The following is a 25,655-nucleotide window of genomic DNA, read 5'->3' as shown; positions in this document are numbered from 1 at the left end:
GTCGCGCACCAGCGGGGACGCAACCGGGCACCGCGGTTGGTGCCCGGCCGGTCCGACCAGGCAGACTGAACCACCATGTCGTCGTTCACGCCCACGCTGCGGCTGCACGATCGGTACGTCCTGCGCGCGCGCATCGGCCTCGGCGGGATGTCCGAGGTGTGGCGCGCCGACGACGAGGTGCTGCACCGCCCCGTCGCGATCAAGGCGCTCGCCGGGCAGCTCGCCACCGACCCCGAGCTGCGCGCCACCATCCAGCGCGAGGCACGCGCGGCAGCGCGGCTCACCCACCCCCACGTCACTCAGGTGTACGACTACGGCGAGGCGGCCCTGCCCGGCGGCGCCGTCGTGCCGTACCTGGTGATGGAGCTGGTCGAGGGGCGCAGCCTCGCCGACCGGCTCACCGCCGGTCCGCTGCCGTGGCCGGAGGCGGTCCGTACCGCCGGCCAGATCGCGGCCGCCCTGGCCGCCGCGCACCGCATCGGCGTGGTGCACCGCGACATCAAGCCCGGCAACGTCATGCTCACCGAGATCGGCGCCAAGGTGCTCGACTTCGGCATCGCCGCCCTCGCCGGGCCGCGCGCCGCGGGGACCGCCGAGCCGCTGATGGGCACCCCCGCCTACTTCGCGCCCGAACGGATGACCCCCGGCCCGCCCCACCCGGCCAGCGACGTGTACGCCCTCGGCGCGCTGCTCTACCGCGCCCTCACCGGGCGGGCGCCGCTGCCCGTGCAGACCTGGGAGGACGCGCTGGAGGTGCACGCCCGGCGTACCCCGGTGCCGCCGCTGCGGATCACCGGACTCCCCGCCGACGTCGCCGACCTCACCATGGCCTGCCTCGCCAGCGACCCCGACCGCCGGCCCACCGCCGCGCAGCTCGCCGACCGGTTCGGCGCCGGTCGCCCCGCCGAACCGCCCACCAGCCTGCTGCCCACGGTGCCGGTGCCAGCGCACCCGCCCACCCTGATCGACCGCGCCCCGGCGCCCGGCCGCGCGGCCGTCGGCGTCGCCGGGCCGGGTCATCCGCCCATCGACCGGGCCCCGGCGTCGGCCCGTCCGGAACCCCGCCGGGCGCTGGGTGTCCTCGTCGCCGCCGGCCTGGCGTTGCTGGCCGGACTGGTCGGCGTGCTCGTCCTCGACGACGACGCCGACCGGCGCACCCCGGCCGCCCCGGTCACTGCCGGGCCCGTGCAGGACGAGCCGGCCACCACCGAGCCCACCCCGGCGGCGGAGCCGACCACGGCCGCACCGCCGTCCCGGGACGACCGCGCGCAGCCGCGGACCGCGCGGGAATTCGCCGCGGAGTTCGCGGCCGTGCTGGACCGGGCCGAGGCGTCCGGCGACGCCGACCCGAAGACCGTCGAGGAGCTGCGGAAGAAGCTGGCGGAGCTGGCCGAGGCGAAGCCGAAGGACCGGGGCAAACGCCTACGGGACCTGGCCGGCAGGATCCAGGAGGCGGTCGAACGGGACCGGATCAGCGACGCCACCGTCATCGAGCTGGGACGCCTGCTCGCCGCCTGGCCGCGGCAACGCGGCGGCGGCGATGACGACGACGACTGAGCCGCTCGGCGCAGCTCAGCGCCACAGCTGGACCAGCCCCCCTCACCGGCCCGTCGTCGCGACCAGGGCCGCGGCCCGCGCCAACAGGTCGGCGTCCAGCATCCCGCTCGCGGCGCGCCGGGCCACCGCCTCGTCGAGCAGCAGCGGTGGCCCGCTCTCGGCGAGGAACGCCCCCAGCAGTTGCCCGGCCGGGCCGGCCAGCGGCAGGTCCGGGTCCACGGCGGTCTCGGCGATGATCAGCGCGGTGGTGGTCCGGTCCAGCTCCGGCGGACCTTCCGTGGTGTTGCGCCAGTCGACGACGTACGGGCCGTCGGCGGTCAGCATGACGTTTTCGCAGTGCAGGTCCAGGTGCAGGATGCCGACGGCGGGGTCGGTGGAGTGCCGCGCCGGCAGGGCGTGCAGCCGGCGGTGCAGCTCGGCGAGGGTCCGCGCGACGGACCGGAGGTCGACCAGGCCGGCGACGAAGGCCGCCAGCAGCGTCGGCCCGGACAACCGGGCCATCTCCAGCTCGGGGCCGTCGGCCCGGAACACCTCGGGCACCGGGTAGCCCTGCCCGCGCAGGTACGTCATGACCTCCACCTCGGCCTGGACGTCACCGCCCTCGCGGTACCGGCGCAGCACCCGGCCGGCGTCGATGGCGTACACGTCGGCCTCGCGACCGGAGGCGAGCGGGACGGTGGCGGTCACCCACCACACCGTAGCGGCCGGTCGCCCGCGGGTGGCCCCACCGATCCCGGCCGCCGTCGATCCGTACCCCGATCCGGCCGTGACCGCCCTGCGGCGGGCGTCGCTGCCCCGCTCTTCGCCGACGATGCCGGACCGGGGGTGTCGGCGCGCTGCCGGTCAGCGGAGCGTGGCGCGGCCGACCTCGCCGGGGCCGACGCCGGTCCGCACCACCGGCGTGCCGTCCGGCCGCCACACCCCGGAGCCGCCCGCCGTCTCCGGATACCGGCTGCCCGACGGCCCGGCGAAGCTTGCCGTGGCCACCCAGACGCCGTGGTCGGCGGCGACCCGCCGGGCCCGCGCCTCCGGCACCGCCGCGTCCGCCGGCGCCTCCAGCACCCCGGCCGCGTACACGTCGACGCCGAGCGCCACGGTGCGCCTCGCGTGCTCCCGCACGCCGGTGTCCCGGCAGACCGCCAGGCCCAGCCGCCAGCCGTCGACCGCCACCACGGCCGGCCCACCGCCCGCCACGAACCGCTGGGGCTCCACCCCACCCAGAAACATCTTCCGGTACGCCACCCGCACGCCGGCGCCGTCGACCGCCAGCACCCCGATGTACGCCGATCCCGCGCCGTCGTCGACCGGCGCACCCGCCAGCGCCAGCGCGCCGGTGTCCGCGCACGCCTCGACCAGCGGGGCCAGCCGCGCGTCGGCGACGTCGAGGCTCGGGGCGTCCAGGTCGTACCCGGTCAGTGACAGCTCGGGAAAGAGCACCACCCGGGCGTCGGCAGCGCGGACGGCCGACGCGTGCGCCGCCACGTTGGCCGCCACGTCGTGCGGGACGCAGAGCGGCTGGGCGACGGCGAGCGTCAGCGGCGTACGCACAAGGGACCTTCCTTCCTCCCGGCTGCCGGTGCTCGGAAGCATATGGGCGGATCCGTGGTCGATCCGCCCGACGCCTCGTAGCTTTGTCGCATGATCAGAAGCTCTCTGGCCCCCGATCTCCGCACCCTGGTGTCCGCTGCCGAGCCTTCCGCGGAGGGCCCGGTCGGGTACGTCACCGGGCTGGTGGAGCGGCTCGGCGGCCCCGGCGCCGGGCTGGCCGTGGCGCTGGAGAACCTCTTCCCGCCGATCCCCAGCGAGGTGATCCTGCCGCTGGCCGGCTTCACCGCGGCCCAGGGCCGGATCAGCCTGATCGGGGCGATCCTCTGGACCACGCTGGGCTCGGTGGTCGGCGCCTGGCTGCTCTACGGCATCGGCGCCGCCCTCGGCCGCGACCGGATGCGCGCCATCGTGGCCCGGTTGCCGCTGGTGAAACTCCACGACGTCGACCGGACCGAGGCGTGGTTCCTCAAGCACGGCGTCAAGGCGGTGTTCTTCGGCCGGATGATCCCGATCTTCCGCAGCCTGATCTCCATCCCCGCCGGCGTGGAACGGATGCCGGTCGGCACGTTCCTGCTGTACACCACGCTGGGAAGCCTGATCTGGAACACCACCTTCGTGATGGCCGGTTACCTGCTGGGCGAGAACTGGCACGTGGTCGAGTCGTACGTCGGGTCGTTCCAGAAGGTCGTCATCGCCGCCTGTGTGGCCGCCGCCGGCTGGTTCCTGTTCTCCCGGATTCGCCGCGCCCGCCAGGCCCGCGCCACCGCCGCCTCCGACGATCTGGAGCCGGCGGCGGTCTCCACCGGGTACGACGAGAACCGGGTGTACCGGGGGACGGTCTACCGCGGGGGCTCCTGGAGCCGCGACACCGACTAGCGCCTATGGCGGGCGCGGTGTCTGATGTCGCGGCGTGACGGTTGTGCCCTGATGTCCGGATCGGCCCCGTCTGTGTGGTCTGCGGTGACCGACGGCACGCTCAGGCTGGAATCGTGGCGGGGCCGGGGTCGTTACATCTCCTGTACGACCGCAGCAGGTGTGACTTTCGCTGCCGGCCTCCATGATCCCGCCCCCGGCGGAATGACCGCAGGTCCCCGGTCGTTACATCCCTCGGACGATCGCACGAGCAGCCCCGCCTCCCTTGGCGGAATGACGGCAGGCCGGTGGTCGTTACATCCCCCGGCCCGGTCTCACGACCGAGCAGCCTCCGCCCCGTCGGCGGAATGACAGCCGGCCGCCGGTCGTTACACACAGTCCCGGCGCCGCGAGCCCCCGGCTTGCTGGCCCGCCGGTCGAGGACTTTCTTTTTTTTCCTCTGATCTTTTGAGCGCCTGATCGTGGTGCTTGCGCCGTGTTCCGACCCCCATTGGGACGCGTCGCCAACCCCCGGATGGAGCTTCTCTGATGAACACGAACATTCTGCGTAAGAGCATGCTGAGCATCGCTGGTCTGGCCTTCGCCGGTGGCATCTTCGCCGGCCCGGTGACCGAGGCTCACGCCGCCCCGACCACGGAGGCCAAGGCTGTCGCCGTGGCCGTGCAGGCTGACAAGGCCGACAAGGGCAGCAAGCTGATTCCGCACGGTGTGCAGGGCAAGCAGTCGCACATCGATCTCGGCGCCGAGCAGACCAGGAATGTGAAGGCGATCATCGCCGCGACGAAGAAGGCCGACATGGACGAGCGCGCCGCCGTCGTGGCGATCGCGACGGCGCTGCAGGAGTCGAAGTTGGAGAACCTGGGTCACCTGGGTGAGCGCAACGACCACGACTCGCAGGGCCTGTTCCAGCAGCGCCCGAGCTCGGGTTGGGGCACGGTCGAGCAGATCACCGACCCGGAGTACTCGACCCTCGCCTTCCTGAAGGGTCTGAAGCAGGTCGACGGGTGGCAGGACATGCCGCTGACCGAGGCCGCCCAGACCGTGCAGGTCTCGGCCTACCCCTTCCACTACGCACAGTGGGAGCAGCAGGCCGCCGACCTCGTCGCCAAGCACTGGAACAACTGACCCACGAACCACCCGCTGGCCGGCACCCCGAACCCGGGGTGCCGGCCAGCGGCGTATCCACCCACACCGTGAAGACGCTGATCATGAAGTTGTTGGCAGGAATGGAGATCCACACTGCCGACAACTTCATGATCACCGAGGCGAGGAGGGGGCGGGGGGTGATCCGTTCGGGGGGCGGGTACGTACTGCTCCCCGGGGACCGTGGGAGGGGAGCGTCATGGCCGGGGTGGAGCCGACGGTGGGGGAGAACGGCGACGGGAAGCGACCCGCGCCGGTGGTCGAGGTGACGGGGGAGCCGTCGGTGACCGGCCGGCCGGCGTCGTCGTACCCGTCCTCCCGGCGGCGGACGATCCGGCTGCTCGTCGCGGCCGCCGTCCTGGTGGTGGCCCTCGGCGCGGTGGCCGTGGTCGTCACGCTGGCCAACCCGGACCGGCTCGGGGTGGCGTTCTCCGGCGGGCGGGAAGCGGCGCCGCCGGTGACGGTCGCCGCCGAGCCGGGCGACGCCGGCGCCACCGAGGCGGCCGCCGAGCGGACCCGGACGGCCCCGGTGCAGGGCCGCCGCCGAGCCGCCTTCGAACTGGCCGACGGGCTGGCCTCCTTCCGGCTGCGGACCGAGGACCTGGGCGATGAGCTGTACCGGATCGGCAGCCCGGCCGACGCCGGTGTCGTCCCCCGGCCGGAGGTGCTCGGCGACCGGGTGCGGTTGCGCGTCGAGCAGAGCGGCCGGGGCGGGCCCGGCGCGGTCGACGTGGTGCTCAATTCGCGGCTCGTCTGGCGGCTCCGCCTGGTCGGCGGGGTCAGCGAACACCAGCTCGACCTGACCGGCGCCCGGCTGGCCGGGGTGGAACTGGTCGGGGGCGCCGCCCGGGTCGACCTCCGGCTGCCGGAGGTGACCGGCGGCCTGACCGTCCGGATGTCCGGCGGGGTCAACCAGTTCACCGTGCGGGTGCCCGGCGCTGCGCCGGTGCGGATCCGCGCCGCGTCCGGCGCCGGCACCGTCACCCTGTACGGCGACCGGCGTGCCGGGGTCGCCGCGGGCGAGACGATCAGCACGCCCGGCTGGGACCGGTCCCCCGAACGGGTCTACGTCGACCTGGTCGCGGGAGTGAACACGATCACGGTGGGTGAGGACTGAGAGAGTCCGGCATAGAGTCGGGACCGTGGAGCGTACCGAATCTTTGCCCGCGCAGACCCGACCACCCGGCGTGGCGCCGGTCGACCCGGGCAGCGTGCTGCTGCTCGGACACGACGTGCCGCTGGGCCGCTACACCACCGTGCGCCGGCTGCTGCCGCAGCGCCAGCGGCGGATGGTGGGCGCGTGGTGCTTCGTGGACCACTTCGGCCCGGACGACGTCGCCGCGCGTCCCGGCATGGAGGTGCCGCCGCACCCGCACACCGGTCTGCAGACGGTCACCTGGCTGCTCGACGGTGAGATCGTGCACCGGGACAGCCTCGGCAACGTCCAGCCGATCCGCCCCGGCCAGCTCAACGTGATGACCTCCGGGCAGGGCATCGCCCACTCCGAGCGGTCGCCCGCCACGCATCCGCCGGTGATGCACGGCGTGCAGCTCTGGGTGGCGTTGCCGGACCCGGCGCGGGCCGGCGCGGCCGACTTCGCCCACCACGCCGAACTGCCCCGCTGGACCGACGGCGACTGGGATCTCACCCTGCTCGTCGGTGAGCTGGCCGGCGAGCGCTCACCGGCCGTCGTGCACACCCCGCTGCTCGGCGCGCAGCTGGAGGCCCGCGGGTCGGCGCCGGCGACGCTGTCCCTGCGGCCGGACTTCGAGTACGGCCTGCTGGCCATGTCCGGCGCCGCGCAGGCCGACGGCCTGGCGTTGAACCCCGGCGCGCTGCTCTACCTCGGCGTCGGCCGGGACCGGCTGGAGGTCACCGCCGAACCGGGGAGCCGGTTGCTGCTGCTCGGCGGCGCGCCCTTCGAGGAGCCCCTGGTCATGTGGTGGAACTTCGTCGGCCGCTCGCACGAGGAGGTGGCCACCGCCCGGGAGGACTGGATGGCCGGCCGTCGGTTCGGCGTGGTCGCCGACGACGACGCCCCGCCGCTGCCCGCCCCGGAGATGCCCAGCACCCGGTTGAAGGCCCGCGACCGGCGGGGTGACGTGCGCGGCTGAGGAGCAGGCGTGTCCGCCGTGCGGGCGGGTAGACGCGCGGCATGACGCGCAGTGTGATCTCCCGTACCGAGGACCGGAAACGTCTGGTGCGCCGGCTCGCCGGCGACGGCCGTGGCTTCGCCGAGCAGTACGGCTTCCGGGTGACCAACAACCCGTCGAGCCTGTTCCAGCTGCTCTGCCTCGCGGTGCTGCTGAACCGCCGCGGCGACTTCCGGCGCGCCCTGGACAGCGCGCACGCCCTGCCCGACAACGGTTGGGACAGCGCCGCGCGGCTGGCCCGTTCGCTGCACGCCGACCGGGTGCGGGTGCTGCGCGAGGCCGGCCAGCGCGGGGACGTCGACGCGCTGGCCAACCAGCTGGGCGACCTGGCCCGCACCGTGGTGGAGCGGTACCGGGGCGACCTGCGGCGGCTGCGCGCGTCGGCCGGCCACGACGCGGGCCGCGAGCGGGCGCTGCTCACCGAGCTGCCCGCGGTGGACGACCAGGTGGTGGACCTGTTCCTGCGGGAGGCCCAGGCGTTGTGGCGGGAGGTCGCGCCGGTGGCCGACCGGCGGGCGTTGACCGCGGCCCGGCGGCTCGGCCTGGGGCGCTCCGCGACGGACCTGGCCGAGCTGGCCGGCAGCGGCGAGTCGGAGCGGCTGGCCTGGCTGGTCGGCGCGCTCGCCCGGGTCGACCTCGAGCAGCGGTACGCCGAAGTGACAACCTGATCAGAGGTGCCCTGCCCCACAGTCCGGCGAAAATCAGCCGTACGGATGATGTTGTGTCGTAGGATCTTCGTGGAAGTGATGCCCACCCGGTTCGGGTGGACATCCATCTCCTGGCGGTCGCGACCCGGTTCGGGCGTGCACTCCCGCCAGTTTCAGGTACGCGTGGCGTCCCCGGTCGCGGTTCGTGACTTGGGGCGCCACGCCTGTTTCCGGCCCTCACAGGTCGCCACGAGGCCCCCGCGCGCTGATGCCGGCCCCGCGGTGGCGGGACCGGCATCGGGCTGAGGCCCCGCCGGCGCGCTCAGATGCGGCGCAGGTGCTGCGAGACCCGCTGGTGCGGCTCCCGAGCCTGCGCGGCGCGCTGGGACGGCCCGACCTCCGGGGCCGCTTCGATCTTGGCGGAGCGGGCCACCTCGTTGCCGTTGGCGTAGTCGACCGGCGGCAGCGCGCGCAACGCCTTGAGCACGTCCGGCGGAGCGCCCTCCCGCTCGGCCTCCCGTACCACGTCGTCCTTCTCCGCCGGGTAGTCCAGGCTGGACAGGTACTGCAGGACGTCGGTGTAACTCGCCATGGCGTGGGCTCCCTCACCGCCTCGATCCGGACACGACCGGCGGCGGTTACCCGTCCCCCCGGCGCTCACGCGCCGCCCCGGTCGGATTTCCGCACCGTTTCCGCCGCCCGAGCGCGGGTACCCGAGCCTTCCGAAGTCGATGGGGGGAACGCCGATGAACTACGACACCTTCGTCGACCAGGTCGCCCGGCGGACCCAGGTCGACTCCGAACGCGCGGTGCGGCTCACCCACGCGATCCTGGAGACCCTCGCGGAGCGGCTGACCGGGGGCGAGGCGCTGGACCTCGCCGCCCAACTGCCCGCCCCGCTGCAGATGGTGCTCAAGCCGAGCCCGCGCACCGAGTCGGCGGACCGGTTCGGTTCGGCCGAGTTCCTCGCCCGGGTCGGCCGGCGGGCCGGCGTGGACGAGCCGGCCGCGCGCGAGGCGGTACGGGCGGTCTTCACCACGCTGCGCGAGGCGCTCACCGGCGGCGAGTTCGACGACATGGCGACCCAGCTGCCCCGCGACTACCGGAAGCTGGTGGAACCGGCCCTCGCCCCCGGCGCGGCGGTGCTGCGTCGCGGCTGACCGGCGCCGCTCACGCCACCGCGCCCCCGGCGCGCAGCTCGGCGATCCGGTCGGCGTCGAAGCCGGCCTCGGCCAGCAGCTCGTCGGTGTGCGCGCCGGGCTGCGGCGGCGGTCGGCGCACCGACGTCGGCGTCGCCGAGAAGCGGGGCGCCGGCGCGGGCTGGACCACCCCGTCCGGGCTGACGAAGGTGCCGCGGGCCGCCAGGTGCGGGTGCTCCGGGGCCTCCCGCCAGTCGAGCACCGGCGCCGCGCAGGCGTCCGAGGTCGCGAGCAGGTCCGCCCACTCGTCCCGGGTGCGGGTACGGAACAGCCGGGCCCACGCCTCACGCAGCGCCGGCCAGTTCCCCGGGTCGGTCCGGTCGAGCGCCTCGTCGCCGGCGAGCGAAAAACCGGTGAGCCGGACCAGTTCGTCGTAGAAGCGGGGTTCCAGCGCGCCGACGGCGAGGTGTCGCCCGTCGGCGCACTCGTAGGTGTCGTAGAACGGCGCGCCCCCGTCGAGCAGGTTGACCCCGCGTGGGTCCTGCCACATGCCGAGCCGGCGCAGCGCGTGGATCTGGGTGCTGAGCACCGACACGCCGTCCACGATGGCCGCGTCGACGACCTGGCCGGGCGCGCCGGCGCGGACGGCGTACAGGGCGGCGACGACGCCGAGGGCCAGCATCATCCCGCCGCCGCCGAAGTCGCCCAGCAGGTTCATCGGCGGCACCGGCCGCTCACCGGGCCGGCCGATGCCGTGCAGCGCCCCGGTCAACGCCAGGTAGTCGATGTCGTGGCCGGCGGTCGCCGCCAGCGGCCCCTCCTGCCCCCAGCCGGTCATCCGCCCGTACACCAGCCGTGGGTTGACCGCCAGGCAGTCCTCCGGGCCGAGACCGAGCCGTTCGGTGACCCCGGGCCGGTAGCCCTCGATGAGCGCGTCGGCGTCCCGGACCAGCGCCCGCACCACCTCCCGGCCGGCGGCCGACTTCAGGTCGACGGCGACCGACCGGCGGTTGCGGTTGAGCAGGTCCTCCGGCGGACTGCCGAAGGCGGCCGGCGCGGTGCGATCCACCCGGACCACGTCGGCGCCCAGATCGGCCAGCATCATCGCGGCGAACGGCCCCGGACCGATGCCGGCCAGCTCGATCACCCGGACGCCGGTGAGGGGGCCGACCCCGGCGGGGACACGTGCGTCTTCGGTCATCGGGCCACGATAGGCGCAGCCCCTCCGCCGCGTCGCCCCCGCCGACCGCGGGGCCCGTACGCAGCTGTTGACCAGGGCAACCAGCTGACCAGCCGGCCGCGTGCCCCACTTGGCGGCGGACGGCGCCTGGCCTAACCTTGACCCGCGAGGGGAGTACTTCCCACGAACCATTCCGGTCAGTACGGCGTGCCCCGGGCACGCCTCGGGTGGTTGCCCACCGAACGTGGGTGAAGGAGACCTCGAACATGACACGGTGTTCGAGGAGGCTCCATGACCGACCTGTCGTACCTGGCTGCCGATCTCCAGTCGGTGGGCACGCCCACCCTGTGGACGGTCACCATCGCCGGTGTGCTCGCCCTGCTGGTGCTGGACTTTCTGGTCACCCGCCGCCCGCACGAGGTCTCGCTCCGGGAGGCCCTGGGCTGGTCGGCGTTCTACATCGCACTTCCGCTGGCCTTCGGCGCCTGGCTCTGGTCCCGCTTCGGCTCCCGGCAGGGCGTGGAGTACCTGACCGGTTACCTGGTCGAGAAGTCGCTCTCGGTCGACAACCTCTTCGTCTTCATGCTGCTGCTGGCCGCCTTCGCGGTGCCCGCCGCGCTCGCCCAGCGGGTGCTGCTCTACGGCATCGCCGGCGCGCTGGTGCTGCGCGCGGTCTTCATCGCCCTCGGCGCCGCGGCCCTGGAGACCCTCGACTTCGCCTTCCTGCTCTTCGCCGTCATCCTGATCGTCACCGCGGTCAAGCTGCTGCGCGACGCCCTCTCCGGGCACGAGCAGGAGGTCGACATCAACAGGATGCGGTCGGTGCGGCTGCTGCGCAGGTTCATGCCGGTCGTGGACGACTACCACGGCACCCGGATGACCGTCCGGCAGGACGGCCGCCGCGCGCTCACCCCGTTCGCCCTGGTCGTGGTCGCGGTGCTCGCCACCGACGTCGTCTTCGCCGTCGACTCGGTGCCCGCCGTCTACGGCATCACCGAGGACCCGTACCTGGTCTTCGCCACCAACGCGTTCGCGCTGCTGGGCCTGCGCGCGCTCTACTTCGTGCTGCACGCCGCGCTGAGCCGGCTGGTGCACCTCAGCTACGGCCTCGCCGCCATCCTCGCCTTCATCGGCGTCAAGCTGGGGCTGCACTGGGCGCACGGCATCTGGAAGGGCGTGCCGGAGATCCCCACCCTGGCCTCGCTGGGCGTCATCATCGGCGTCCTGGTGGTCGTCACCGTCACCAGCCTGCGCGCCACCCGCGACCGTACTCCCGGCGAGCAGGAGGTCGTCGCCGAGCACCGCTGACCGGGTCGGGAGGGCTCCTGCCCACGCCCCGGCGTGGTGCCGGGGCCCTCCTAACACGTCAGCTCGCGCCGCCGCCCCGCTCCGGCGAACTCCGGCGCGTCCCGCTCGGCGGGTGGTACGACTGACGAGTGGGAATCGTGTCACCGGGATTTCAAGGCCGACGCCGTGCGGGCGGAACCGAACTTCCGCCCGGGCAGTACCTGACCGAGGACTTCCCGGTCCTCTCCGCCGGTCCGACGCCCCGGGTGCCGCTGGACACCTGGGAGTTCGTCGTCACCACCGAGATCGGCACGGAGTTCCGCTGGTCCTGGGACGAGTTGATGAGCCTGCCGCAGGAGACGCCGACGGTCGACCTGCACTGCGTCACCCGCTGGTCCAAGCTCGGCACCAACTGGGGCGGTGTCTCGCTGGACGTCCTGCTCGACAACATCGACACCGCCGCCGACTACGCCACGGCCCACTCGTACGGCGGCTACACCACCAACCTTCCGCTGGACGACCTGCGGGACGGGCGGGCCTGGTTGGTGCACACCTACGACGGTGACCCGCTCCCCGCCGAGCACGGCGGGCCGGCCCGACTGCTCGTGCCGCACCTGTACCTGTGGAAGTCGGCCAAGTGGGTGCGCGGCATCCGGTTGAACCTCGAGGACGAGCCGGGCTTCTGGGAGACCGCCGGCTACCACGACTACGGCGACCCGTGGCGCGAACAGCGCTATCAGGGCGATTGACCGGGCCGCTGGCGTGGCGGGTGGGCCGGCTGGTGGAGCGCCGGACCGAGACCCCGACCGCGCAGACCCTCGTCCTGGACCTGCCCGGCTGGCCGGGTCACCTGCCCGGGCAGCACGTCGACGTCCGGCTCACCGCGCCCGATGGCTACCAGGCGGCCCGGTCGTACTCGCTGGCCGGACCCGCGGCGGGGGACCGGATCGAGTTGACCGTGCAGCGGGTGGCCGACGGCGAGGTGTCGCCGTACCTGATCGACACCTTCGCCGAGGGCGACCCGGTGGAGGTGCGCGGCCCGGTCGGCGGCTGGTTCGTCTGGCGGCCCACCGAGAGCGCGCCGGTGCTGCTGATCGGTGGCGGGTCCGGGGTGGTGCCGCTGATGGCGATGATCCGCGCCCGGCGTCTCGCCGGCAGCCGGGCGCCGTTCCGGTTGATCTACTCGGTGCGCACCCCGGCCGACCTCATCTACGCCGACGAACTGCGCCGCCGGGTCCGCGACGACTTCGGCCTGGACGTCGCGTACGTCTACACCCGCGAGGCGCCCGAGGGGTGGCGTGGCGAGCCGCACCGGATCGGGCTGGCTGACGTCAACACCCACGGCTGGCCGCCCGACCTGGAGCCGCTCTGCTACGTCTGCGGGCCGACCGGCTTCGTGGAGACGGTGGCGGACCTGCTGGTGGGGCTGGGCCACCAGACCCGTCGGGTGCGCACCGAACGCTTCGGCCCCACCGGTTGAACCGCGAGGAGACCCCATGACCGACATGTCCTACCTGGACGGCAACATGCTCGACGGCCCGCTGCGCGAGCTGTTCGCCGTCGACCTGAGCTCCGCGACAGGCCGGTGCCAGTCGTGCGGCAGGGTCGGCCCGATGGCCGGGCTGCACGTCTACTCCCACGCGCCGGGTCTGGTGGCCCGCTGCCCCGCCTGCGAGGGGGTGATGCTGCGGCTGGTCCGCGCCCCCGACCGGGCCTGGCTGGACCTGCGCGGCTCCACCTTCCTGCGGGTGCCGATGCCGCTGGACGAGCCGTACGGCCGCTGAGCCGGCGCGTCCGGTTGGACAACGTGCCGGGGCGCGGACCAGAGTGATCGGCCGTGAGATACCTGCGCAGCGCCGGGCCGGTCGGCATCCGACGGCCCCGCCCCGCCGACTCCGCGGAGTTCGTCGCCGCCGCGCGGCGCAGCCGCGAGCTGCACCACCCGTGGTTGACCGCCCCCGACACGGCCGAGAAGTACACCGCGTACCTGGCCGCGGCGCGCCGCCGCACCCAGCAGAGCTTCCTGATCTGCGACCGGCCCAGCGGGCAGATCGCCGGGTACGTCAACATCAGCGGCATCGTCATGGGCGCGCTGCGCGGGGGCTTCATGGGCTACGCCGCGTTCCTGCCGTACAGCGGGACCGGGCACGCGTCCGCCGGCATCGGTCTGGTGGTGGCGCACGCGTTCACCACCCTGGGTCTGCACCGGATCGAGGCGAACATCCAGCCGGGCAACGAGCCGTCGAAGCGGGTGGCCCGCAAGCTGGGCTTCCGGCAGGAGGGGTACTCCCCGGACTACCTGTTCATCGACGGCGCCTGGCGCGACCACGAACGCTGGGCGATCGTGGCACCCGTGCCGGAGTGAGGACGGTGGCGACCGGACGTGGCCGCCACCGTCGCCCGCTCACCGTCCGGGACGGCGCGTCTCGGCGCGTTGCACGCCCAGCCGCTCGAAGCGTCCCTGCTTCTGCTCGACGCGCCGGCGCTGCCGGGGCGTGAGCTGCTTACGGCCACTCTGCCGCAGGTAGATCGGCTGCCGCTGGTCGTTGGACATCGGCATGCTCATCCCGTCGCTCCCCTCGGGCTGGATGGCGGTGGAACACCACGCTGCCTCGGCGTCGGGTGAGGCGGCCCCACCCGGGGCGGGTGACCCCGGTCGGCACGGTCAACTGCCCGGCTTCGGGAACGCGACGGGGGAGCGGTGGCCGTCCCGGTCGACCGCCCGCACGCCGAAGAAGACGTTGTCCTTGGACAGGTCGACGGTCACCTCGGTGACGTCGCCGACCGGGATCACCCGCTGCCACTCGGCGGCGGTGGTCTCCCGCCACAGCACCTCGTAGCCGGCCAGGTCCGGCTCGTCGCCGCGCTGCCAGCGCAGCGTGGTGTCGTTGGTGAGGTTGGTGGTCAGGATGGTCGCGCCCTTCGGGGTGCCCGGGCCCTGGGCCAGCGACCAGAGCACCGCGCCGTTGACCCGGGTGACCCGGGCGATGTAGGCGAAGTCGCAGAACTCCGGCAGGTCGCCGTACTGGACCCCGTCGACCACCCGGACGTCCTGGTGCTGGTGGGCGAAGTCCTCGTTCGGTTCGGTGAACCGCCCGGCCGGCCAGCCCTCGCGCAGGAACGGGATGTGGTCGCTGCCGCGCAGGTAGCGGTCCCGCCGGTAGACGACCCGCACCCGCATCCCGGTGGCGGCGTTCTCGGCCACGTCGGTGACGAACCGGGCCAGCTGCCGGGACGGGGAGTCGTTCTCGCCGCCCACCGACTGCCGGGTGGTCGCCTCGGCCGGGGTCTCGGCCGTCGGCACCCCCTCGGCGAAGAGCCGCACGCTGCGTGGGTCGCGGGTGCCGTCGTCGGCGGTGCTGGAGCCGATGATGTCGTCGCTGAACATGCCCTGCACGTCGACCCCGGCGGCCTTGAGCTGCCTGGCCAGGTACGTCGAGCCGTACAGGCCCTGCTCCTCGCCGGCGACGGCGGCCAGGACGATCGTCGCCTCGCTGCGCCGGGTGGCCAGCACCCGGGCCAGCTCCATCACCAGCGCCACCCCGGAGGCGTCGTCGTCCGCCCCGGGCGCGTCGCTGACCGCGTCCAGCACGTCGGTGGCGCGGGAGTCGTAGTGGCCGGTCACCACGTACACCCGGTTCGGGGCGACGTCGCCACGGAGGGTGGCCACCACGTTGGTGATCCGGGTGGCGACCGGGATCCGGGGCGCCGGCTCCTGCACGTACGACTGGAGTTCGACGGTCATCCGGCCGCCGGAGGCGGCGGCGTACCCGGAGAGCTGCGCGAAGATCCAGTCCCGGGCGGCGCCGATGCCCCGCACCGGGTCGTCCTGGCTGGACAGGGTGTGCCGGGTGCCGAACGCGGCGAGCCGGCGCACGGTGGCCTCGATCCGGGCGGCGTCGACCTCCCGCAGCAGCGTGCGCAGCTCGCGGTCCGGGGCCTGGGGCCGGGCGGGGCGGCCCGGCCCGGCGGGGCCGGTCGTGGCGTCCGCCTCGGCCGGTCCCGGGGCCAGGGGTACGGCCACGGTGGCGGCGGTCGCGACGGCGGAGGCGGACAGGAAGGTGCGGCGGGTGGACCTGGTGGGTCGGTCGCTCTCGTGTTCTCCCATGACGGCATCCTCACCACCTGCAACGTCAGTTGTCCATATCCACGACAATGGATCAGGTTGTTCACCCGCGGCGGGTGATGCCCGGACCGCCCCGGCGTCCCTGCGGTGGGTGACATGGCCTCCGCCCGCCCGACGCCTGCCGATCCCATGCCCGATCTGCGCATCTCACGGCAGAGCGGTGACCAGCGGGCGGTTCCGCCCGAACTCGGCCCCAACTCGCTCGCGGTGCTCAGCGGGCCCACCTTCATGTACTCCGACCAGACCGGCAACGTGCCGGCCGGCGGCATCGGCGGCCTGGTCCACCTGGACACCAGACTGCTCAGCGGATGGGTGCTCACGCTCAACGGAAGCCGGCTGCTGGTGCTGCGCTCGGAGACCCTGGACCATTTCTCGGCGCAGTTCGTGCTCACCAACCCCGCCCTGCCCGGGCTGCCGCCGGACAACGTGACCGTGCGGCGGCTGCGCTACGTCGGCGACGCCTTCCGCGAGCGGGTGGAGCTGGTCTCCTTCCGCAGCGACGAACCGGTCCGGTTCGAGCTGCGACTGGCCGTCGCCGCCGACTTCGCCGACCTGTTCGAGGTGAAGTCCGGCGTACGCGACCGGTCGGCGCAGATCGTCCGTCGGCACGCGCCGGACGGCAGCGAGCTGCACTTCTCCTACCGGACGGAGGGGTTCTCCGCCGAGACGCGGGTGCGCTGCTCGGTCCCGGCGGACCGGATTGAGGGCGACGACCTGGTCTGGGAGGTGGAGCTCGCGCCCCGGGACGGATGGCAGGTCGACCTCGAGGTGCCACTGCCGCCGGGGCCGGGGCCGGGCGTGGTCGAGCCGGTCCGGGGGGACATCGCCGGGGTGATCCACGGCGGCCTGGACGACCCGAGCCGCCGCTGGATCGCCGACCGGGCCCGGCTGCACAGCGAGAACCCGATCCTGGAACGGGCCACCGACCGGTCCCGCCTCGACCTGGCGGCGCTCCGGCTGGAAATGGAGGTCCGGGGGCAGCGGGTCACCCTGCCCGGCGCCGGGCTGCCCTGGTTCCTCACCATCTTCGGCCGGGACACCCTGATCACCGCGTACCAGACCCTGGTGGCCGGGCCGGCCCTGGCCCGCGGCACCCTGCTCGCCCTGGCCCGGTTGCAGGGCCGCCGGTGCGACGACTTCACCGACGAGGAGCCCGGCAAGATCCTGCACGAGGTCCGCAGTGGCGAACTCACCCGGACCGGACAGAAGCCGTACAACCCGAACTACGGCACCGCCGACGCCACCCAGCTCTGGCTGATCCTGCTCTCCGAGTACTGGCGGTGGACGCGCGACGACGACACGGTGCGGCTGCTGCGCGACAACGCGCTGGCCGCGCTGCGGTGGATCGACGACTACGGCGACCGGGACGGCGACGGCTACGTCGAGTACGCCACCCGGTCGCCGGAAGGGCTGGGCAACCAGTGCTGGCGGGACTCACCCGACGGCGTCTGCTTCGCCGACGGCCGGATACCGGTGCTGCCGATCGCCGCCAGCGAGATCCAGGGCTACACCTACGACGCGAAGGTGCGGCTGGCCGAACTCGCCGACGGTCCGCTGGACGACCCGGTCCTGGGCGAGCGGCTGCGCGCGGACGCCGCCCGGCTGTACGAAGCGGTTCAACCGGGACTACTGGCTCGACGAGCGCGGCGGCTTCTACGTGGTCGGCCTGGACGGCGACAAGAACCCGATCGACTCCAAGACCTCCAACATGGGGCACCTGCTGTGGAGCGGCATCGTCCCGCCCGAGCGGGCCGAGCGGGTCGCGCGCCAGCTGCTGCACCCGGACATGTTCTCCGGCTGGGGCATCCGGACGCTGTCCCGAGCGGCCCTACAACGCCCTCGGCTACCACCTGGGCACGGTCTGGCCGCACGACAGCTCGCTGGCCGTGCTCGGGCTGGTCCGCTACGGCTATCGCGCCGAGGCCAACCGGGTCACCCTGGGGCTGCTCGACGCCGCCGCGCAGTTCGGTCACCGGCTGCCCGAGGCGCTCGGCGGGTACGACCGGAGCCGGACCCGGTTCGCGGTGCCCTACCCGACCGCGTGCAGCCCGCAGGCCTGGGCCAGCGGCGCCCCGCTCGCCCTGACCCGGGCCCTGCTGAACTTGAACCCCGGCGAGACCGAACTGGTCATCGACCCGGACATCCCGCCCGAGATCGGCCGGATCACCGCCGAGCGGGTCCGCGCCTTCGGCCGCCGCTGGAAGCTGGAGGCGGTGGGGCGCAGCGGGCACGTCCGGCTCGACGAGGACTGAGGGTAATGAGCCGGCTCCGGAACGTGAGCTGGCACGTTTGTCGGGCGGGTCGGTGGGAACGGCAGCGGGCATGACGAAACCTCGGGTGGTGATCGTGGGGGCCGGGTTCGCCGGTTACCACGCGGCGAAGACGTTGAGCCGGTTGGCCCGCGACCGGGCCGAGATCGTGGTGCTGAACTCCACCGACTACTTCCTCTACCTGCCGCTGCTGCCCGAGGTGGCCGCCGGCGTGGTGGAACCGACCCGGATCTCGGTGCCGCTGACCACCCTCGACGGGGTGCGGGTGATCATCGGCGAGGCCGACCGGGTCGACCTGCAGAACCGCTGGGTCGGCTTCACCCAACCGGAGGGCGACCGGGGCAAGCTCGCCTACGACCGGCTGGTCCTCTGCGTCGGCAGCGTCAACAAGCTGCTGCCCATCCCCGGGGTGACCCAGTACGCCCACGGCTTCCGCGGCCTGCCCGAGGCCGTCTACCTGCACGACCACGTGATCCGCCAGATCGAGCTGGCCGAGCAGGCCGAGGACCCGGCCGAGCAGCAGGCCCGCTCCACGTTCGTGGTGGTGGGCGCCGGCTACACCGGCACCGAGGTCGCCGCCATCGGGCAGCTCTTCACCGACGCCCTGCACGCCCAGCGCCCCCGGCTGAACATCCGCCCGCGCTGGCTGCTGCTGGACGTGGCCTCCCGCGTCCTGCCGGAGCTGGACCGGCGGATGTCGCAGACCGCCGACCGGGTGCTGCGTCGGCGTGGCGTCGACGTACGGCTGGGCACCTCGGTCGCCGAGGCCACCGCCGACGGGGTCCGGCTGACCGACGGCGACTACGTCCCCACCTGCAGCCTGGTCTGGTGCGTGGGGGTACGCCCCGACCCGTTCGTCGCCGAGCTGGGCCTGCGTACCGAGCGGGGCCGCCTGGTGGTCGACGAGTACCTCACCGTCCCCGGCTTCCCCGAGGTGTACGCCTGCGGCGACGCCGCCGCCGTGCCGGACCTGACCCGGCCCGGGGAGATCTGCACGATGACCGCGCAGCACGCGCAGCGGCAGGGCAAGCTCGCCGCGCAGAACATCGCCGCCTCCTACGGGCAGGGGCGGCGCAAGCCGTACAAGCACCACGACCTGGGTTGGGTGGTCGACCTGGGTGGCAAGGACGCCGCCGCGAACCCGTTGAAGGTGCCGCTGGCCGGGCTGCCGGCCAAGGCGGTCACCCGCGGCTACCACCTGCTGGCGATGCCCGGCAACCGGACCCGGGTGGGCGCCGACTGGGTGCTCGACGCCGTGCTGCCCCGCTCGGCGACCCAGCTCGGGCTGGTCCCCGCCAACGCGGTGCCGCTGGAGAGCAAGTCGCCGGAGATGCCGGTCCGCCGGTCGTGACGTGACCTGCACGCCGCTGCCCGCCCTCGCGGCCACCGCCGGCGGCCCGGTGCCGTCGCAGGCAGTCAGCCGAGGGTGGCGTCGGTGGCCGGTCGCGCCCCGCCCACGAAGGCGTCCAGCGCCGGGCCGTGCAGCACGCCGCCCGGCGTCTGGTCGGCGGCCACCCGGGCGGCGAGCCGGCGCACCGGCACCCGCCCCGGCTGCAGCGCGGCGGCCAGCACCACGTTGCCGTAGCGGCGGCCCCGCAGCATCCGACGGTCGGCCACCAGGCAGACGTCGGCGAAGACGGCCCGGAGCGTGGCCACCTGCACCCGGGTGAAGACCAGCGGCGGCAGGTCGGTGACGTTGACCAGGTACAGACCGTCCGGGCGCAGGGTCCGGGCCACCTCGGTGGCGAACTCCACGCCCGCCACGTGCCCCGGCATCCGGGCCGCCCGGTAGACGTCGGCGAGCACCAGGTCGTACCCGCCCGAGGGCGCGGCGGTCACCGCGTCCCGGGCGTCGGCCACCTCGACCCGTACCTGCGCGGGGAGGGGCGGCAGTTCCCGGGCCACCAGATCGACCACCGCGGCGTCCCGCTCGATGACCCGCTGCCCGGAACCGGGGCGGGTGGCCGCGACGTACCGGGGCAGGGTCAGCGCGCCTCCGCCCAGGTGCAGCAGCTCGCACGGCCGCCCCGCCGGCGCGGCCAGGTCGACCAGGGCCGCCATCCGGCGGACGTACTCGAAGTGCAGGTACCGGGGGTCGGCGACGTCCACGTACGACTGGGCGACGCCGCCCGCGAGCAGCGTCCGACCGCTCCGCCGGGCCGGGTCGACGACCAGTTCCAGCCGGTCGTCGGCGGCGCTGTCCATGCCGGCACGCTAACCGACGCCCCGACCACGCCGGGTCGGCGGGCGCGCGGCCCGCCGACCCGACCGGTACGGCTCAGCCGCCGGCCATCCCCGCACCGGCCTCCTCGATCGCGTCGTCGACCCGGTGGGCCAGGTCCACGTCGACCGCGGTGACCGCGTCGGCCCGCCGGCTGCGCACGGTCAGCACCGCGCTGTCCGGGTCGGGGCGGCCGATCTGCGGCCCCCGACCGACCTCCTCGCGGAGCAGGTCGAGCCGGTCGAGCACCCGGTTCAGGTTGCTCGGGGGCAGCTCGATGGTCCGCACCAGCGAACGCCGGTCGCTGGACCAGTACGGCAGGTCGTCCAGCGCGTCCCGGAGCTCCTGCTCGGTCAGCGGAGCGGTCGCGCTGCGCGGGCCGACCAGGCCGCCGCCGGGCGCTGACGGCACGAGCAGGTCGCGCAACCCGTCCGGCACGTCCAGCGACTCGATCAGCTCGCCGTCGTGGTCGGCCAGCGCGGCGAGGGTCGCCTCGGCCTGGTAGCGGGCCTGCTCCGGGGTGAGGCGGCTGATCCGGCCGACCTCGGCGAGGAAGCCCGGCAGATCCCGGTGCCGTTCGATGCCGTCGACCGGGACCACGTCGTGCAGCTTCACCGGCACCGCCTCGAGCAGCCGTTGGCGCTCTCCCTCGTCCAGCGCCCAGGCCAGCGTGAGGACGGTCGCCTCCGCGGCCACCTTGGCCGTGGAGAAGTCGACTCCGGCCCGGCGGCCCACCTCGTCGACCAGCGCGCGGTAGCTCATGCGCTGCCCGGTCGGCGCCTCCGGACCCGGATCCGGCAGGGGCCGGGGGGCGGTGGCCACGGCCCTCGACGGCGGCGCCGGGCCGCCCATCGCCGGGTCCGGCTTGTGCCGCCCGGCCGCCGGGGGACCGGCGCGGCGTCCCCGGTCCAGGCTGCTGAGCTGCTTGGAGGCGCTCAGCGACAGGCCCGCCTCGCTCGGCCGCGTACCCTGCTCGCGAGCCTGGCGGGCCAGGGTCCGCCGGCGCTGGTTGTCGCCCTCCATCTGCTTGCGCATGGTGCGCACCTCGCTCCCTCGTCGTGGGCACCTCTTCGGCGGTCGCGTTCCCGCCCCCCGTGGGGAGGTAACCGGCCGGAGCCGGCCGCCGAGATCACTCCCGGCGGGTGAGGACCGCTCACCCGACCGCGCCGCACGATCGGATCGGACCGGAATTCTTCCGAGGCACGCGGAAGGGAAGGTCGTCATGAAGAGGATCGTCGAGATCGTCCCGGCCCGTCCCGGCTGGTACGCCCGGTGGCAGGTCGCCCCGCAGGAGACCCGGTGCTACCCGGTGAGCCTCTGGGCGCTGCTCGAGGAGGCCGACGGCGCGGGCCGCGAGGTGGTCGGGGTGGACTGCGCCGGACAGTGGCCGGGGGCGGACGACAACGAGGCGGGTGGGGAGTTCGTTCGCTACCTGTTCCAGACGCCCGATTCCGGCGCCCCGGACGACGCCGAGCCGCCGTCGCCGGCCGACCTGCGCGCGACCGGGCCTCGGCTGCAACCGGTCGTGGCCACCTAGACCCTCCTCCCGGCCCCCGACCCCTGGTCCCAGGGTCGGGGGCCACCCCGTCGGGTGGCTCGGCCGGCCGCGTCGGCGTCGGCGGGGTGGCTCGGCCGGCCGCGTCGGCGTCGGCGGGGTGGCTCAGCCGGTGGCGCGAGCGTCGTCGGCGCCGGCGCGGCCGACGGCGAGCAGCTCGGCCAGCCCGGTGCGGTCCAGCATCTGTTGCAGGTGCGGGTTGACGCCGGTCAGCCGTACCGGGCCGACCCCGGCCCGGCTGACCATCACGAAGGCGCTCAGCCCGGACGAGTCGCACAGCGCGACGCCGGCCAGGTCGATCTCCAGCTCCTGGTGGCCGTCCGCCCGGGCCTGCGCGGCGGCCGCGACCAGCTCCGGCGCGGTGTCGAAGTCGAGGTCACCGGTCAGCCGCAGCCGGGCGCGCCCGGCGTCGAGCCGGGTCACCTCGATGATCAACAGCTGGGAGGGCATGGGTACATGTTCCCAGCCCGGCGCGGCGGGGACACCTCGGGGTTCAGGCGGAGGCGGCCGGCTGGACGGCGTCCACCCCGGGGTGACCGGAGTGCCGGCGGGGCGGCGGACGGTCGAGCAGACCGGTGACCCCGGTCATGTCGAGGATGGTGTCCAGGAACCGCGGCGTGGAGCGCAGCCGGATGGCGGTGCCGGTCTGCTGCCCCTCGCGCCAGGCGTGCACGATCACGGACAGGCCGGTGCTGTCGATGAAGAGCAGCTCGGCGAAGTCCAGCACGATGACCGGGGGACGCTCGGCCAGCGCCCGGTCGACCTCGTCGCGCAGCGGACCCGAGGTGGTGAACGCGAGGTCGCCGCCGACGGAGATGACCGGCGCCGCCGGGTCCGACCGATCGACGGACATGCTCAGCGGATTCAGCTCCGGCTTCCTCCCATGAGGCACCACGATCACGCCTTTCCGCAGGGCTGCCGGTCGGGCAGGACTTTTCGGGATCGTAACAACCCCCACCGCAACCCGCGCGGGGCGCGCGTACGGTCACCGGTCCGGGCGTGGGGTGGCGGTACCGGCACACCGGCGTAGGGTGGGTCGAAGGGATTGGAACACAGCGACCGTTTCCGCCGCAGCGCGGGTGTCGACATGAGGAGTGGGGCTCAGCTGGTGACTGCCGCCGACGTCAGGGGATCGGACCCGGGCGACGGACGGATCTCCACGCCGAGTGCCGCACGAGTTCCGGCGTGGTCGTCCGACGCCGCCGGCCGGCCCTCCGCCGCGCTGCCGCCACTGGCCCCCGACCGTGGCCAGCCCGAGCCCGACTGGTCGGAGGTCGTCGAACACTTCCGTGAGGGCCTGGTCGTCTGCGACGCCGACGGCATCGTACGTCACCTCAGCCCGGTCGCCGAGCGGCTGCTGCCCGAGGTGGTGCCCGGCCGGCCCCTCGCCGCGGCGGGCATCGGCGAGCTGACCGCCGACGGCGACTCCGCCGGGTTCAGCCACCGCGGTCGCCGGCTGCGGGTCCGCCGCGTCCCGCTCTCCGGCGCCCGCAGCTGCCGCTACGTCGAGGACGTCACCGACAGCGTCAGCCGCGCCGACGCGCTGCTCGCCGAGCGGGCCCGCTCGGCCTTCCTCGCGGTCGTCGGCGAGAAGCTCGGGAACCCGCTGCACCCCGACCGGGCCGCCGCCGCGGTGGTGCGCCTGGCCGTCCCCAGCCTGGCCGAGGTCGCGGTCCTGGTGCTCGCTCCCCGGTCCGGCCGGGCCCGCTGGTGGCGGGCCACCCGCGCCGACGACGAGGCGCCCGCGGTGGACAGCGGGATGCTCTCCGCGACGGCGCTGCCCTCGGCGATCGCCGAGGGACTCGCCGGCGCCGAGCCGCACGCGGTGGACTGGCTGGTCGAGCAGGCCGTGGAGGCCGGCTGGCTGCCCGGTCTGGAGAGCCACGAGATCACCGCGCGGGTGGTGCCGTTGCCCGGCCGGGACACCCCGGCCGGTGTGCTGCTGGTCGCCCGGCGCTCCACCCGCTGGTACGACTCCGACGACGTCGACCTGGTGCGGGCCTTCGCCGCCCGGGCCGGCGCGGCGCTCACCACCGCCGTGCTCTACCGCGACCAGGCCGAGGTGGCCGACACCCTCCAGGCGAGCCTGCTGCCGGTCGAGCCGGTGACGGTCTCCGGCGTCCAGTGGGGTACGGCGTACCGGCCCGCGCAGGCGAGCCTGCGCATCGGCGGCGACTTCTACGGCTCGCACCGGCTGCCCGACGGCGGATCGGTGTTCTTCCTCGGTGACGTCTCCGGCAAGGGTGTGGAGGCGGCGGTCTTCACCGGGCAGTTGCGCCAGTGCCTGCAGGCGCTGCACCGGGTGGAGTCGCACCCCGCGCGCCTGCTCAAGCTCCTCAACGACGCCCTGTTGGAGACCACCCAGGCGCACGGCCAGGGCCGCTTCGCCACCATGGTGCTCGGCGTGGTGCGCCCGCAGCGCGACGGCGGACTGACCCTGACCATGGCCGGCGGCGGTCACCTGCCGCCGCTGGTGCTGCGCAGCTCCGGCGCGGTCGAGACGGTGCCACTGACCGGCATGCTGATCGGTGTGGTGCCGGACCCGCGGATCGGCGAGGTGACGGTACGCCTCGCACCGGGGGAGACCTGCCTGCTCTACAGCGACGGGGTGACCGAGGCGCGGGGCGGCCGGCGCGGCGACGAGCAGTTCGGCCCCGAACGGCTGGTCCACGCGGTCACCGACTGCCACCGGGTGCCGGCGCCGGCCCTGGCCGAGCGGGTCGAGCAGGTCACCTGCGACTGGCTCGCCCAGGGCGACCACGACGACATCGCGGTGCTCGCGTTGCGGGCCACCGGTCACGGCGGTCGCCCGCCGCGGCACCTGCACGCCGTGCCCGCCGCGGGTCGGCCGGCTGAGGAGACGGAGATCCGATCGTGACAGCCCCGACCACCGAGACCGGCGCGGCCCAGGCGTTCCACGCCTTCCTGGCGGCCCTGGCCGACGCCGACGAGTACGAGGCCGTCGACGTCGCCGTCCGGCTGCTTGACGGCGGTGTGCCGGCCGAGCGGGTGCTGCTCGACCTGGTGGCCCCGGCGCAGACCGAGGTGGGCGAGCGGTGGGCGCGCAACGAGTGGAGCGTCGCCCAGGAGCACGCCGCGACGCACATCAGCGAGCGGGTGGTGGCGGCCGTGGCCGCGCACGTCAACCCGCGGCCCACCCGCGGGCGGGTGGTGGTGGCCTGCATGGACGGCGAGTGGCACGCCCTGCCGCCCCGACTGGTGGCGGAGGTGCTGCGGCTGCGCGGGTGGCAGGTGACCTTCCTCGGGGCGAGCGTCCCCGCCGCCCATCTGGTGTCGTACCTGCACCGGCACGACGCGCACGCGGTCGCGTTGGCCTGCGCGCTGCCGATGCGGCTGCCGCACGCGCACCGCATGATCGAGGCGTGCCGCCGCTCCGACGTACCCGTGGTCGTGGGGGGCCGCGGGTTCGGCGTCGACGGCCGGTGGGCGCGCCGGCTCGGGGTGGCCTGGGCGCCGGACGCCCCCGCCGCCGCCGACCTGGTCGCCGACGAGCGGGCGTTGCGCCGGGTCCGGCCGGCGGACCTGCCGCACCTGGCCGACGACGAGTACGCCAGCCTGGTCAAGCGGCGCGGCGAGCTGATCGACTCCGCCCTGGCGGACCTGCGGGAGCGGGTGCCGGCGGTCAACGACTACACCCCGGCCCAACTCGACTCCACCGTCAGCGACCTCGGTTACATCGTGGATTTCCTCGCCGCCGCGCTCTACGTCGACGACAGCTCCCTGTTCACCGAGTTCGTCGGGTGGCTGGCGGCGATCCTGGCCAGTCGCGGGGTGCCCGCGGTCGCGGTCGGCCGGAGCCTGGGCCACTATCATCAGGTGCTGCGCGACTTTCCCCGCGCGGCGCGGTTCCTGGCGGACGGCGAAGCTGAGGTCGCGGGCCTGAGCGGCGCCGCCCCCCGCTGATCCCCGGCGCGCGTTCCCTGATCCACCCCCTG

The 25,655-nt window shown here is 74.3% G+C and carries 28 protein-coding genes; 18 read left to right on the top strand and 10 right to left on the bottom strand.

Translation table 11 applies throughout. The features are described 5' to 3' along the window. Window positions 1–75: 75 nt before the first annotated feature. Window positions 76–1,557: a serine/threonine-protein kinase gene (locus AC5L3Z_RS06595; protein ID WP_494840314.1), complete on the top strand. Its 1,482-nt coding sequence runs from the start codon at window positions 76–78 to the stop codon at window positions 1,555–1,557. Between the two features lie 42 nt (window positions 1,558–1,599). On the opposite strand, the gene AC5L3Z_RS06590 is transcribed toward AC5L3Z_RS06595, so the two are convergent. Then, a complete protein-coding gene (locus AC5L3Z_RS06590) occupies window positions 1,600–2,244 on the bottom strand; it encodes a phosphotransferase (protein WP_494840313.1) in 645 nt (214 codons plus the stop codon). Window positions 2,245–2,400: 156 nt separating this feature from the next. After that, window positions 2,401–3,105: a carbon-nitrogen hydrolase family protein gene (locus AC5L3Z_RS06585; protein WP_494840312.1), complete on the bottom strand. Its 705-nt coding sequence runs from the start codon at window positions 3,103–3,105 to the stop codon at window positions 2,401–2,403. A 90-nt stretch (window positions 3,106–3,195) separates the two neighbouring features. On the opposite strand from AC5L3Z_RS06585, the gene AC5L3Z_RS06580 reads away from it, so the two are divergent. The 5 genes from AC5L3Z_RS06580 to AC5L3Z_RS06560 all read left to right on the top strand — a co-directional run bounded on the left by AC5L3Z_RS06580 (window position 3,196) and on the right by AC5L3Z_RS06560 (window position 7,942). Continuing rightward, window positions 3,196–3,981 (top strand): DedA family protein, encoded by a 786-nt coding sequence (locus AC5L3Z_RS06580; RefSeq protein ID WP_494840310.1) that lies wholly within the window; start codon window positions 3,196–3,198, stop codon window positions 3,979–3,981. A gap of 525 nt (window positions 3,982–4,506) precedes the next feature. After that, window positions 4,507–5,103, top strand: coding sequence for a hypothetical protein (locus tag AC5L3Z_RS06575; protein WP_494840309.1), 597 nt, complete (start codon window positions 4,507–4,509; stop codon window positions 5,101–5,103). 217 nt (window positions 5,104–5,320) lie between these two features. After that, a complete protein-coding gene (locus tag AC5L3Z_RS06570; protein WP_494840307.1) occupies window positions 5,321–6,238 on the top strand; it encodes a hypothetical protein in 918 nt (305 codons plus the stop codon). A 25-nt stretch (window positions 6,239–6,263) separates the two neighbouring features. Next, entirely contained in the window at window positions 6,264–7,235 is a 972-nt protein-coding gene (locus AC5L3Z_RS06565; protein ID WP_494840305.1) for a pirin family protein, read from the top strand. A 41-nt stretch (window positions 7,236–7,276) separates the two neighbouring features. Continuing rightward, complete coding sequence (locus AC5L3Z_RS06560; protein ID WP_334525848.1) at window positions 7,277–7,942, top strand: hypothetical protein; 666 nt, start codon at window positions 7,277–7,279, stop codon at window positions 7,940–7,942. Between the two features lie 301 nt (window positions 7,943–8,243). On the opposite strand, the gene AC5L3Z_RS06555 is transcribed toward AC5L3Z_RS06560, so the two are convergent. After that, window positions 8,244–8,513 carry a DUF2795 domain-containing protein gene (locus tag AC5L3Z_RS06555; protein ID WP_494840304.1) on the bottom strand — a complete coding sequence of 90 codons (270 nt, stop codon included), beginning with the start codon at window positions 8,511–8,513 and terminating at the stop codon, window positions 8,244–8,246. A 154-nt stretch (window positions 8,514–8,667) separates the two neighbouring features. Here AC5L3Z_RS06555 and AC5L3Z_RS06550 point away from each other — a divergent pair, with 154 nt between their 5' ends. Beyond that, window positions 8,668–9,081 carry a DUF2267 domain-containing protein gene (locus AC5L3Z_RS06550; RefSeq protein WP_494840302.1) on the top strand — a complete coding sequence of 138 codons (414 nt, stop codon included), beginning with the start codon at window positions 8,668–8,670 and terminating at the stop codon, window positions 9,079–9,081. Window positions 9,082–9,091: 10 nt separating this feature from the next. On the opposite strand, the gene AC5L3Z_RS06545 is transcribed toward AC5L3Z_RS06550, so the two are convergent. Then, the gene (locus tag AC5L3Z_RS06545) at window positions 9,092–10,261 is read right to left on the bottom strand and encodes a CaiB/BaiF CoA transferase family protein (protein WP_494840301.1); all 1,170 of its coding nucleotides are present in this window, start codon (window positions 10,259–10,261) and stop codon (window positions 9,092–9,094) included. A 270-nt stretch (window positions 10,262–10,531) separates the two neighbouring features. Here AC5L3Z_RS06545 and AC5L3Z_RS06540 point away from each other — a divergent pair, with 270 nt between their 5' ends. From AC5L3Z_RS06540 to AC5L3Z_RS06520, 5 genes are all read left to right on the top strand, one after another. Further along, the gene (locus AC5L3Z_RS06540) at window positions 10,532–11,548 is read left to right on the top strand and encodes a TerC/Alx family metal homeostasis membrane protein (RefSeq protein WP_494840299.1); all 1,017 of its coding nucleotides are present in this window, start codon (window positions 10,532–10,534) and stop codon (window positions 11,546–11,548) included. Between the two features lie 137 nt (window positions 11,549–11,685). Further along, a complete protein-coding gene (locus tag AC5L3Z_RS06535) occupies window positions 11,686–12,276 on the top strand; it encodes a sulfite oxidase-like oxidoreductase (RefSeq protein WP_494840635.1) in 591 nt (196 codons plus the stop codon). After that, complete coding sequence (locus AC5L3Z_RS06530; protein WP_494840298.1) at window positions 12,273–13,007, top strand: ferredoxin reductase; 735 nt, start codon at window positions 12,273–12,275, stop codon at window positions 13,005–13,007. Before AC5L3Z_RS06535 ends, AC5L3Z_RS06530 begins: the two co-directional genes overlap by 4 nt. A 16-nt stretch (window positions 13,008–13,023) precedes the next feature. Beyond that, complete coding sequence (locus AC5L3Z_RS06525; RefSeq protein WP_494840296.1) at window positions 13,024–13,311, top strand: DUF6510 family protein; 288 nt, start codon at window positions 13,024–13,026, stop codon at window positions 13,309–13,311. Between the two features lie 53 nt (window positions 13,312–13,364). After that, window positions 13,365–13,892 (top strand): GNAT family N-acetyltransferase, encoded by a 528-nt coding sequence (locus tag AC5L3Z_RS06520; RefSeq protein WP_494840295.1) that lies wholly within the window; start codon window positions 13,365–13,367, stop codon window positions 13,890–13,892. A gap of 39 nt (window positions 13,893–13,931) precedes the next feature. Here AC5L3Z_RS06520 and AC5L3Z_RS06515 read toward each other — a convergent pair whose 3' ends face one another. After that, window positions 13,932–14,093 carry a hypothetical protein gene (locus AC5L3Z_RS06515; protein WP_334525867.1) on the bottom strand — a complete coding sequence of 54 codons (162 nt, stop codon included), beginning with the start codon at window positions 14,091–14,093 and terminating at the stop codon, window positions 13,932–13,934. Between the two features lie 99 nt (window positions 14,094–14,192). Next, the gene (locus AC5L3Z_RS06510) at window positions 14,193–15,635 is read right to left on the bottom strand and encodes a M20/M25/M40 family metallo-hydrolase (protein WP_494840293.1); all 1,443 of its coding nucleotides are present in this window, start codon (window positions 15,633–15,635) and stop codon (window positions 14,193–14,195) included. Window positions 15,636–15,749: 114 nt separating this feature from the next. Between AC5L3Z_RS06510 and AC5L3Z_RS06505 the strand changes: the two genes are divergently transcribed. The 3 genes from AC5L3Z_RS06505 (at window position 15,750) to AC5L3Z_RS06495 (ending at window position 19,274) form a co-directional block, all read left to right on the top strand. Beyond that, entirely contained in the window at window positions 15,750–17,738 is a 1,989-nt protein-coding gene (locus AC5L3Z_RS06505) for an amylo-alpha-1,6-glucosidase (protein ID WP_494840292.1), read from the top strand. 17 nt (window positions 17,739–17,755) lie between these two features. Further along, the gene (locus AC5L3Z_RS06500) at window positions 17,756–17,905 is read left to right on the top strand and encodes a hypothetical protein (RefSeq protein ID WP_494840291.1); all 150 of its coding nucleotides are present in this window, start codon (window positions 17,756–17,758) and stop codon (window positions 17,903–17,905) included. A gap of 70 nt (window positions 17,906–17,975) precedes the next feature. Further along, window positions 17,976–19,274: an NAD(P)/FAD-dependent oxidoreductase gene (locus AC5L3Z_RS06495; RefSeq protein ID WP_494840290.1), complete on the top strand. Its 1,299-nt coding sequence runs from the start codon at window positions 17,976–17,978 to the stop codon at window positions 19,272–19,274. A 65-nt stretch (window positions 19,275–19,339) separates the two neighbouring features. Here the strand turns inward: AC5L3Z_RS06495 and AC5L3Z_RS06490 are convergent, their stop codons facing one another. Together AC5L3Z_RS06490 and AC5L3Z_RS06485 are read right to left on the bottom strand one after the other, a co-directional pair. Next, the gene (locus AC5L3Z_RS06490) at window positions 19,340–20,128 is read right to left on the bottom strand and encodes a spermidine synthase (protein ID WP_494840289.1); all 789 of its coding nucleotides are present in this window, start codon (window positions 20,126–20,128) and stop codon (window positions 19,340–19,342) included. A 73-nt stretch (window positions 20,129–20,201) separates the two neighbouring features. After that, on the bottom strand, window positions 20,202–21,179 hold the full coding sequence (locus tag AC5L3Z_RS06485; protein WP_494840288.1) for a DUF2267 domain-containing protein: 978 nt from the start codon (window positions 21,177–21,179) through the stop codon (window positions 20,202–20,204). 187 nt (window positions 21,180–21,366) lie between these two features. Here AC5L3Z_RS06485 and AC5L3Z_RS06480 point away from each other — a divergent pair, with 187 nt between their 5' ends. Then, the gene (locus tag AC5L3Z_RS06480) at window positions 21,367–21,681 is read left to right on the top strand and encodes a hypothetical protein (protein WP_494840286.1); all 315 of its coding nucleotides are present in this window, start codon (window positions 21,367–21,369) and stop codon (window positions 21,679–21,681) included. Between the two features lie 123 nt (window positions 21,682–21,804). On the opposite strand, the gene AC5L3Z_RS06475 is transcribed toward AC5L3Z_RS06480, so the two are convergent. Both AC5L3Z_RS06475 and AC5L3Z_RS06470 read right to left on the bottom strand, forming a co-directional pair. Continuing rightward, window positions 21,805–22,149 carry an STAS domain-containing protein gene (locus tag AC5L3Z_RS06475; protein ID WP_494840285.1) on the bottom strand — a complete coding sequence of 115 codons (345 nt, stop codon included), beginning with the start codon at window positions 22,147–22,149 and terminating at the stop codon, window positions 21,805–21,807. Between the two features lie 43 nt (window positions 22,150–22,192). After that, window positions 22,193–22,552 carry an STAS domain-containing protein gene (locus AC5L3Z_RS06470; RefSeq protein WP_494840284.1) on the bottom strand — a complete coding sequence of 120 codons (360 nt, stop codon included), beginning with the start codon at window positions 22,550–22,552 and terminating at the stop codon, window positions 22,193–22,195. A gap of 234 nt (window positions 22,553–22,786) precedes the next feature. On the opposite strand from AC5L3Z_RS06470, the gene AC5L3Z_RS06465 reads away from it, so the two are divergent. Together AC5L3Z_RS06465 and AC5L3Z_RS06460 are read left to right on the top strand one after the other, a co-directional pair. Beyond that, window positions 22,787–24,577, top strand: a complete 1,791-nt coding sequence (locus tag AC5L3Z_RS06465; RefSeq protein ID WP_494840283.1) for a SpoIIE family protein phosphatase — start codon at window positions 22,787–22,789, stop codon at window positions 24,575–24,577. Continuing rightward, window positions 24,574–25,623, top strand: coding sequence for a cobalamin B12-binding domain-containing protein (locus AC5L3Z_RS06460; protein ID WP_494840281.1), 1,050 nt, complete (start codon window positions 24,574–24,576; stop codon window positions 25,621–25,623). The genes AC5L3Z_RS06465 and AC5L3Z_RS06460 overlap by 4 nt, the downstream gene beginning before the upstream one ends. Window positions 25,624–25,655 lie beyond the last annotated feature (32 nt).

Source organism: Micromonospora sp. LZ37 (assembly GCF_059359015.1).
The sequence above is the reverse complement of the archived record's forward strand: the minus strand, read 5'-3'. Positions and strand labels throughout refer to the sequence as shown.

Bases quoted from the DNA above. Each gene is read 5' to 3' on its own strand.
- AC5L3Z_RS06595 (WP_494840314.1), top strand. From the start codon at position 76: ATGTCGTCGTTCACGCCCACGCTGCGGCTGCACGATCGGTACGTCCTG.
- AC5L3Z_RS06580 (WP_494840310.1), top strand. From the start codon at position 3,196: ATGATCAGAAGCTCTCTGGCCCCCGATCTCCGCACCCTGGTGTCCGCT.
- AC5L3Z_RS06575 (WP_494840309.1), top strand. From the start codon at position 4,507: ATGAACACGAACATTCTGCGTAAGAGCATGCTGAGCATCGCTGGTCTG.
- AC5L3Z_RS06570 (WP_494840307.1), top strand. From the start codon at position 5,321: ATGGCCGGGGTGGAGCCGACGGTGGGGGAGAACGGCGACGGGAAGCGA.
- AC5L3Z_RS06560 (WP_334525848.1), top strand. From the start codon at position 7,277: ATGACGCGCAGTGTGATCTCCCGTACCGAGGACCGGAAACGTCTGGTG.
- AC5L3Z_RS06555 (WP_494840304.1), bottom strand. From the start codon at position 8,513: ATGGCGAGTTACACCGACGTCCTGCAGTACCTGTCCAGCCTGGACTAC.
- AC5L3Z_RS06550 (WP_494840302.1), top strand. From the start codon at position 8,668: ATGAACTACGACACCTTCGTCGACCAGGTCGCCCGGCGGACCCAGGTC.
- AC5L3Z_RS06545 (WP_494840301.1), bottom strand. From the start codon at position 10,261: ATGACCGAAGACGCACGTGTCCCCGCCGGGGTCGGCCCCCTCACCGGC.
- AC5L3Z_RS06540 (WP_494840299.1), top strand. From the start codon at position 10,532: ATGACCGACCTGTCGTACCTGGCTGCCGATCTCCAGTCGGTGGGCACG.
- AC5L3Z_RS06525 (WP_494840296.1), top strand. From the start codon at position 13,024: ATGACCGACATGTCCTACCTGGACGGCAACATGCTCGACGGCCCGCTG.
- AC5L3Z_RS06515 (WP_334525867.1), bottom strand. From the start codon at position 14,093: ATGAGCATGCCGATGTCCAACGACCAGCGGCAGCCGATCTACCTGCGG.
- AC5L3Z_RS06510 (WP_494840293.1), bottom strand. From the start codon at position 15,635: ATGGGAGAACACGAGAGCGACCGACCCACCAGGTCCACCCGCCGCACC.
- AC5L3Z_RS06505 (WP_494840292.1), top strand. From the start codon at position 15,750: ATGGCCTCCGCCCGCCCGACGCCTGCCGATCCCATGCCCGATCTGCGC.
- AC5L3Z_RS06495 (WP_494840290.1), top strand. From the start codon at position 17,976: ATGACGAAACCTCGGGTGGTGATCGTGGGGGCCGGGTTCGCCGGTTAC.
- AC5L3Z_RS06490 (WP_494840289.1), bottom strand. From the start codon at position 20,128: ATGGACAGCGCCGCCGACGACCGGCTGGAACTGGTCGTCGACCCGGCC.
- AC5L3Z_RS06485 (WP_494840288.1), bottom strand. From the start codon at position 21,179: ATGCGCAAGCAGATGGAGGGCGACAACCAGCGCCGGCGGACCCTGGCC.
- AC5L3Z_RS06480 (WP_494840286.1), top strand. From the start codon at position 21,367: ATGAAGAGGATCGTCGAGATCGTCCCGGCCCGTCCCGGCTGGTACGCC.
- AC5L3Z_RS06475 (WP_494840285.1), bottom strand. From the start codon at position 22,149: ATGCCCTCCCAGCTGTTGATCATCGAGGTGACCCGGCTCGACGCCGGG.
- AC5L3Z_RS06470 (WP_494840284.1), bottom strand. From the start codon at position 22,552: ATGTCCGTCGATCGGTCGGACCCGGCGGCGCCGGTCATCTCCGTCGGC.
- AC5L3Z_RS06465 (WP_494840283.1), top strand. From the start codon at position 22,787: ATGAGGAGTGGGGCTCAGCTGGTGACTGCCGCCGACGTCAGGGGATCG.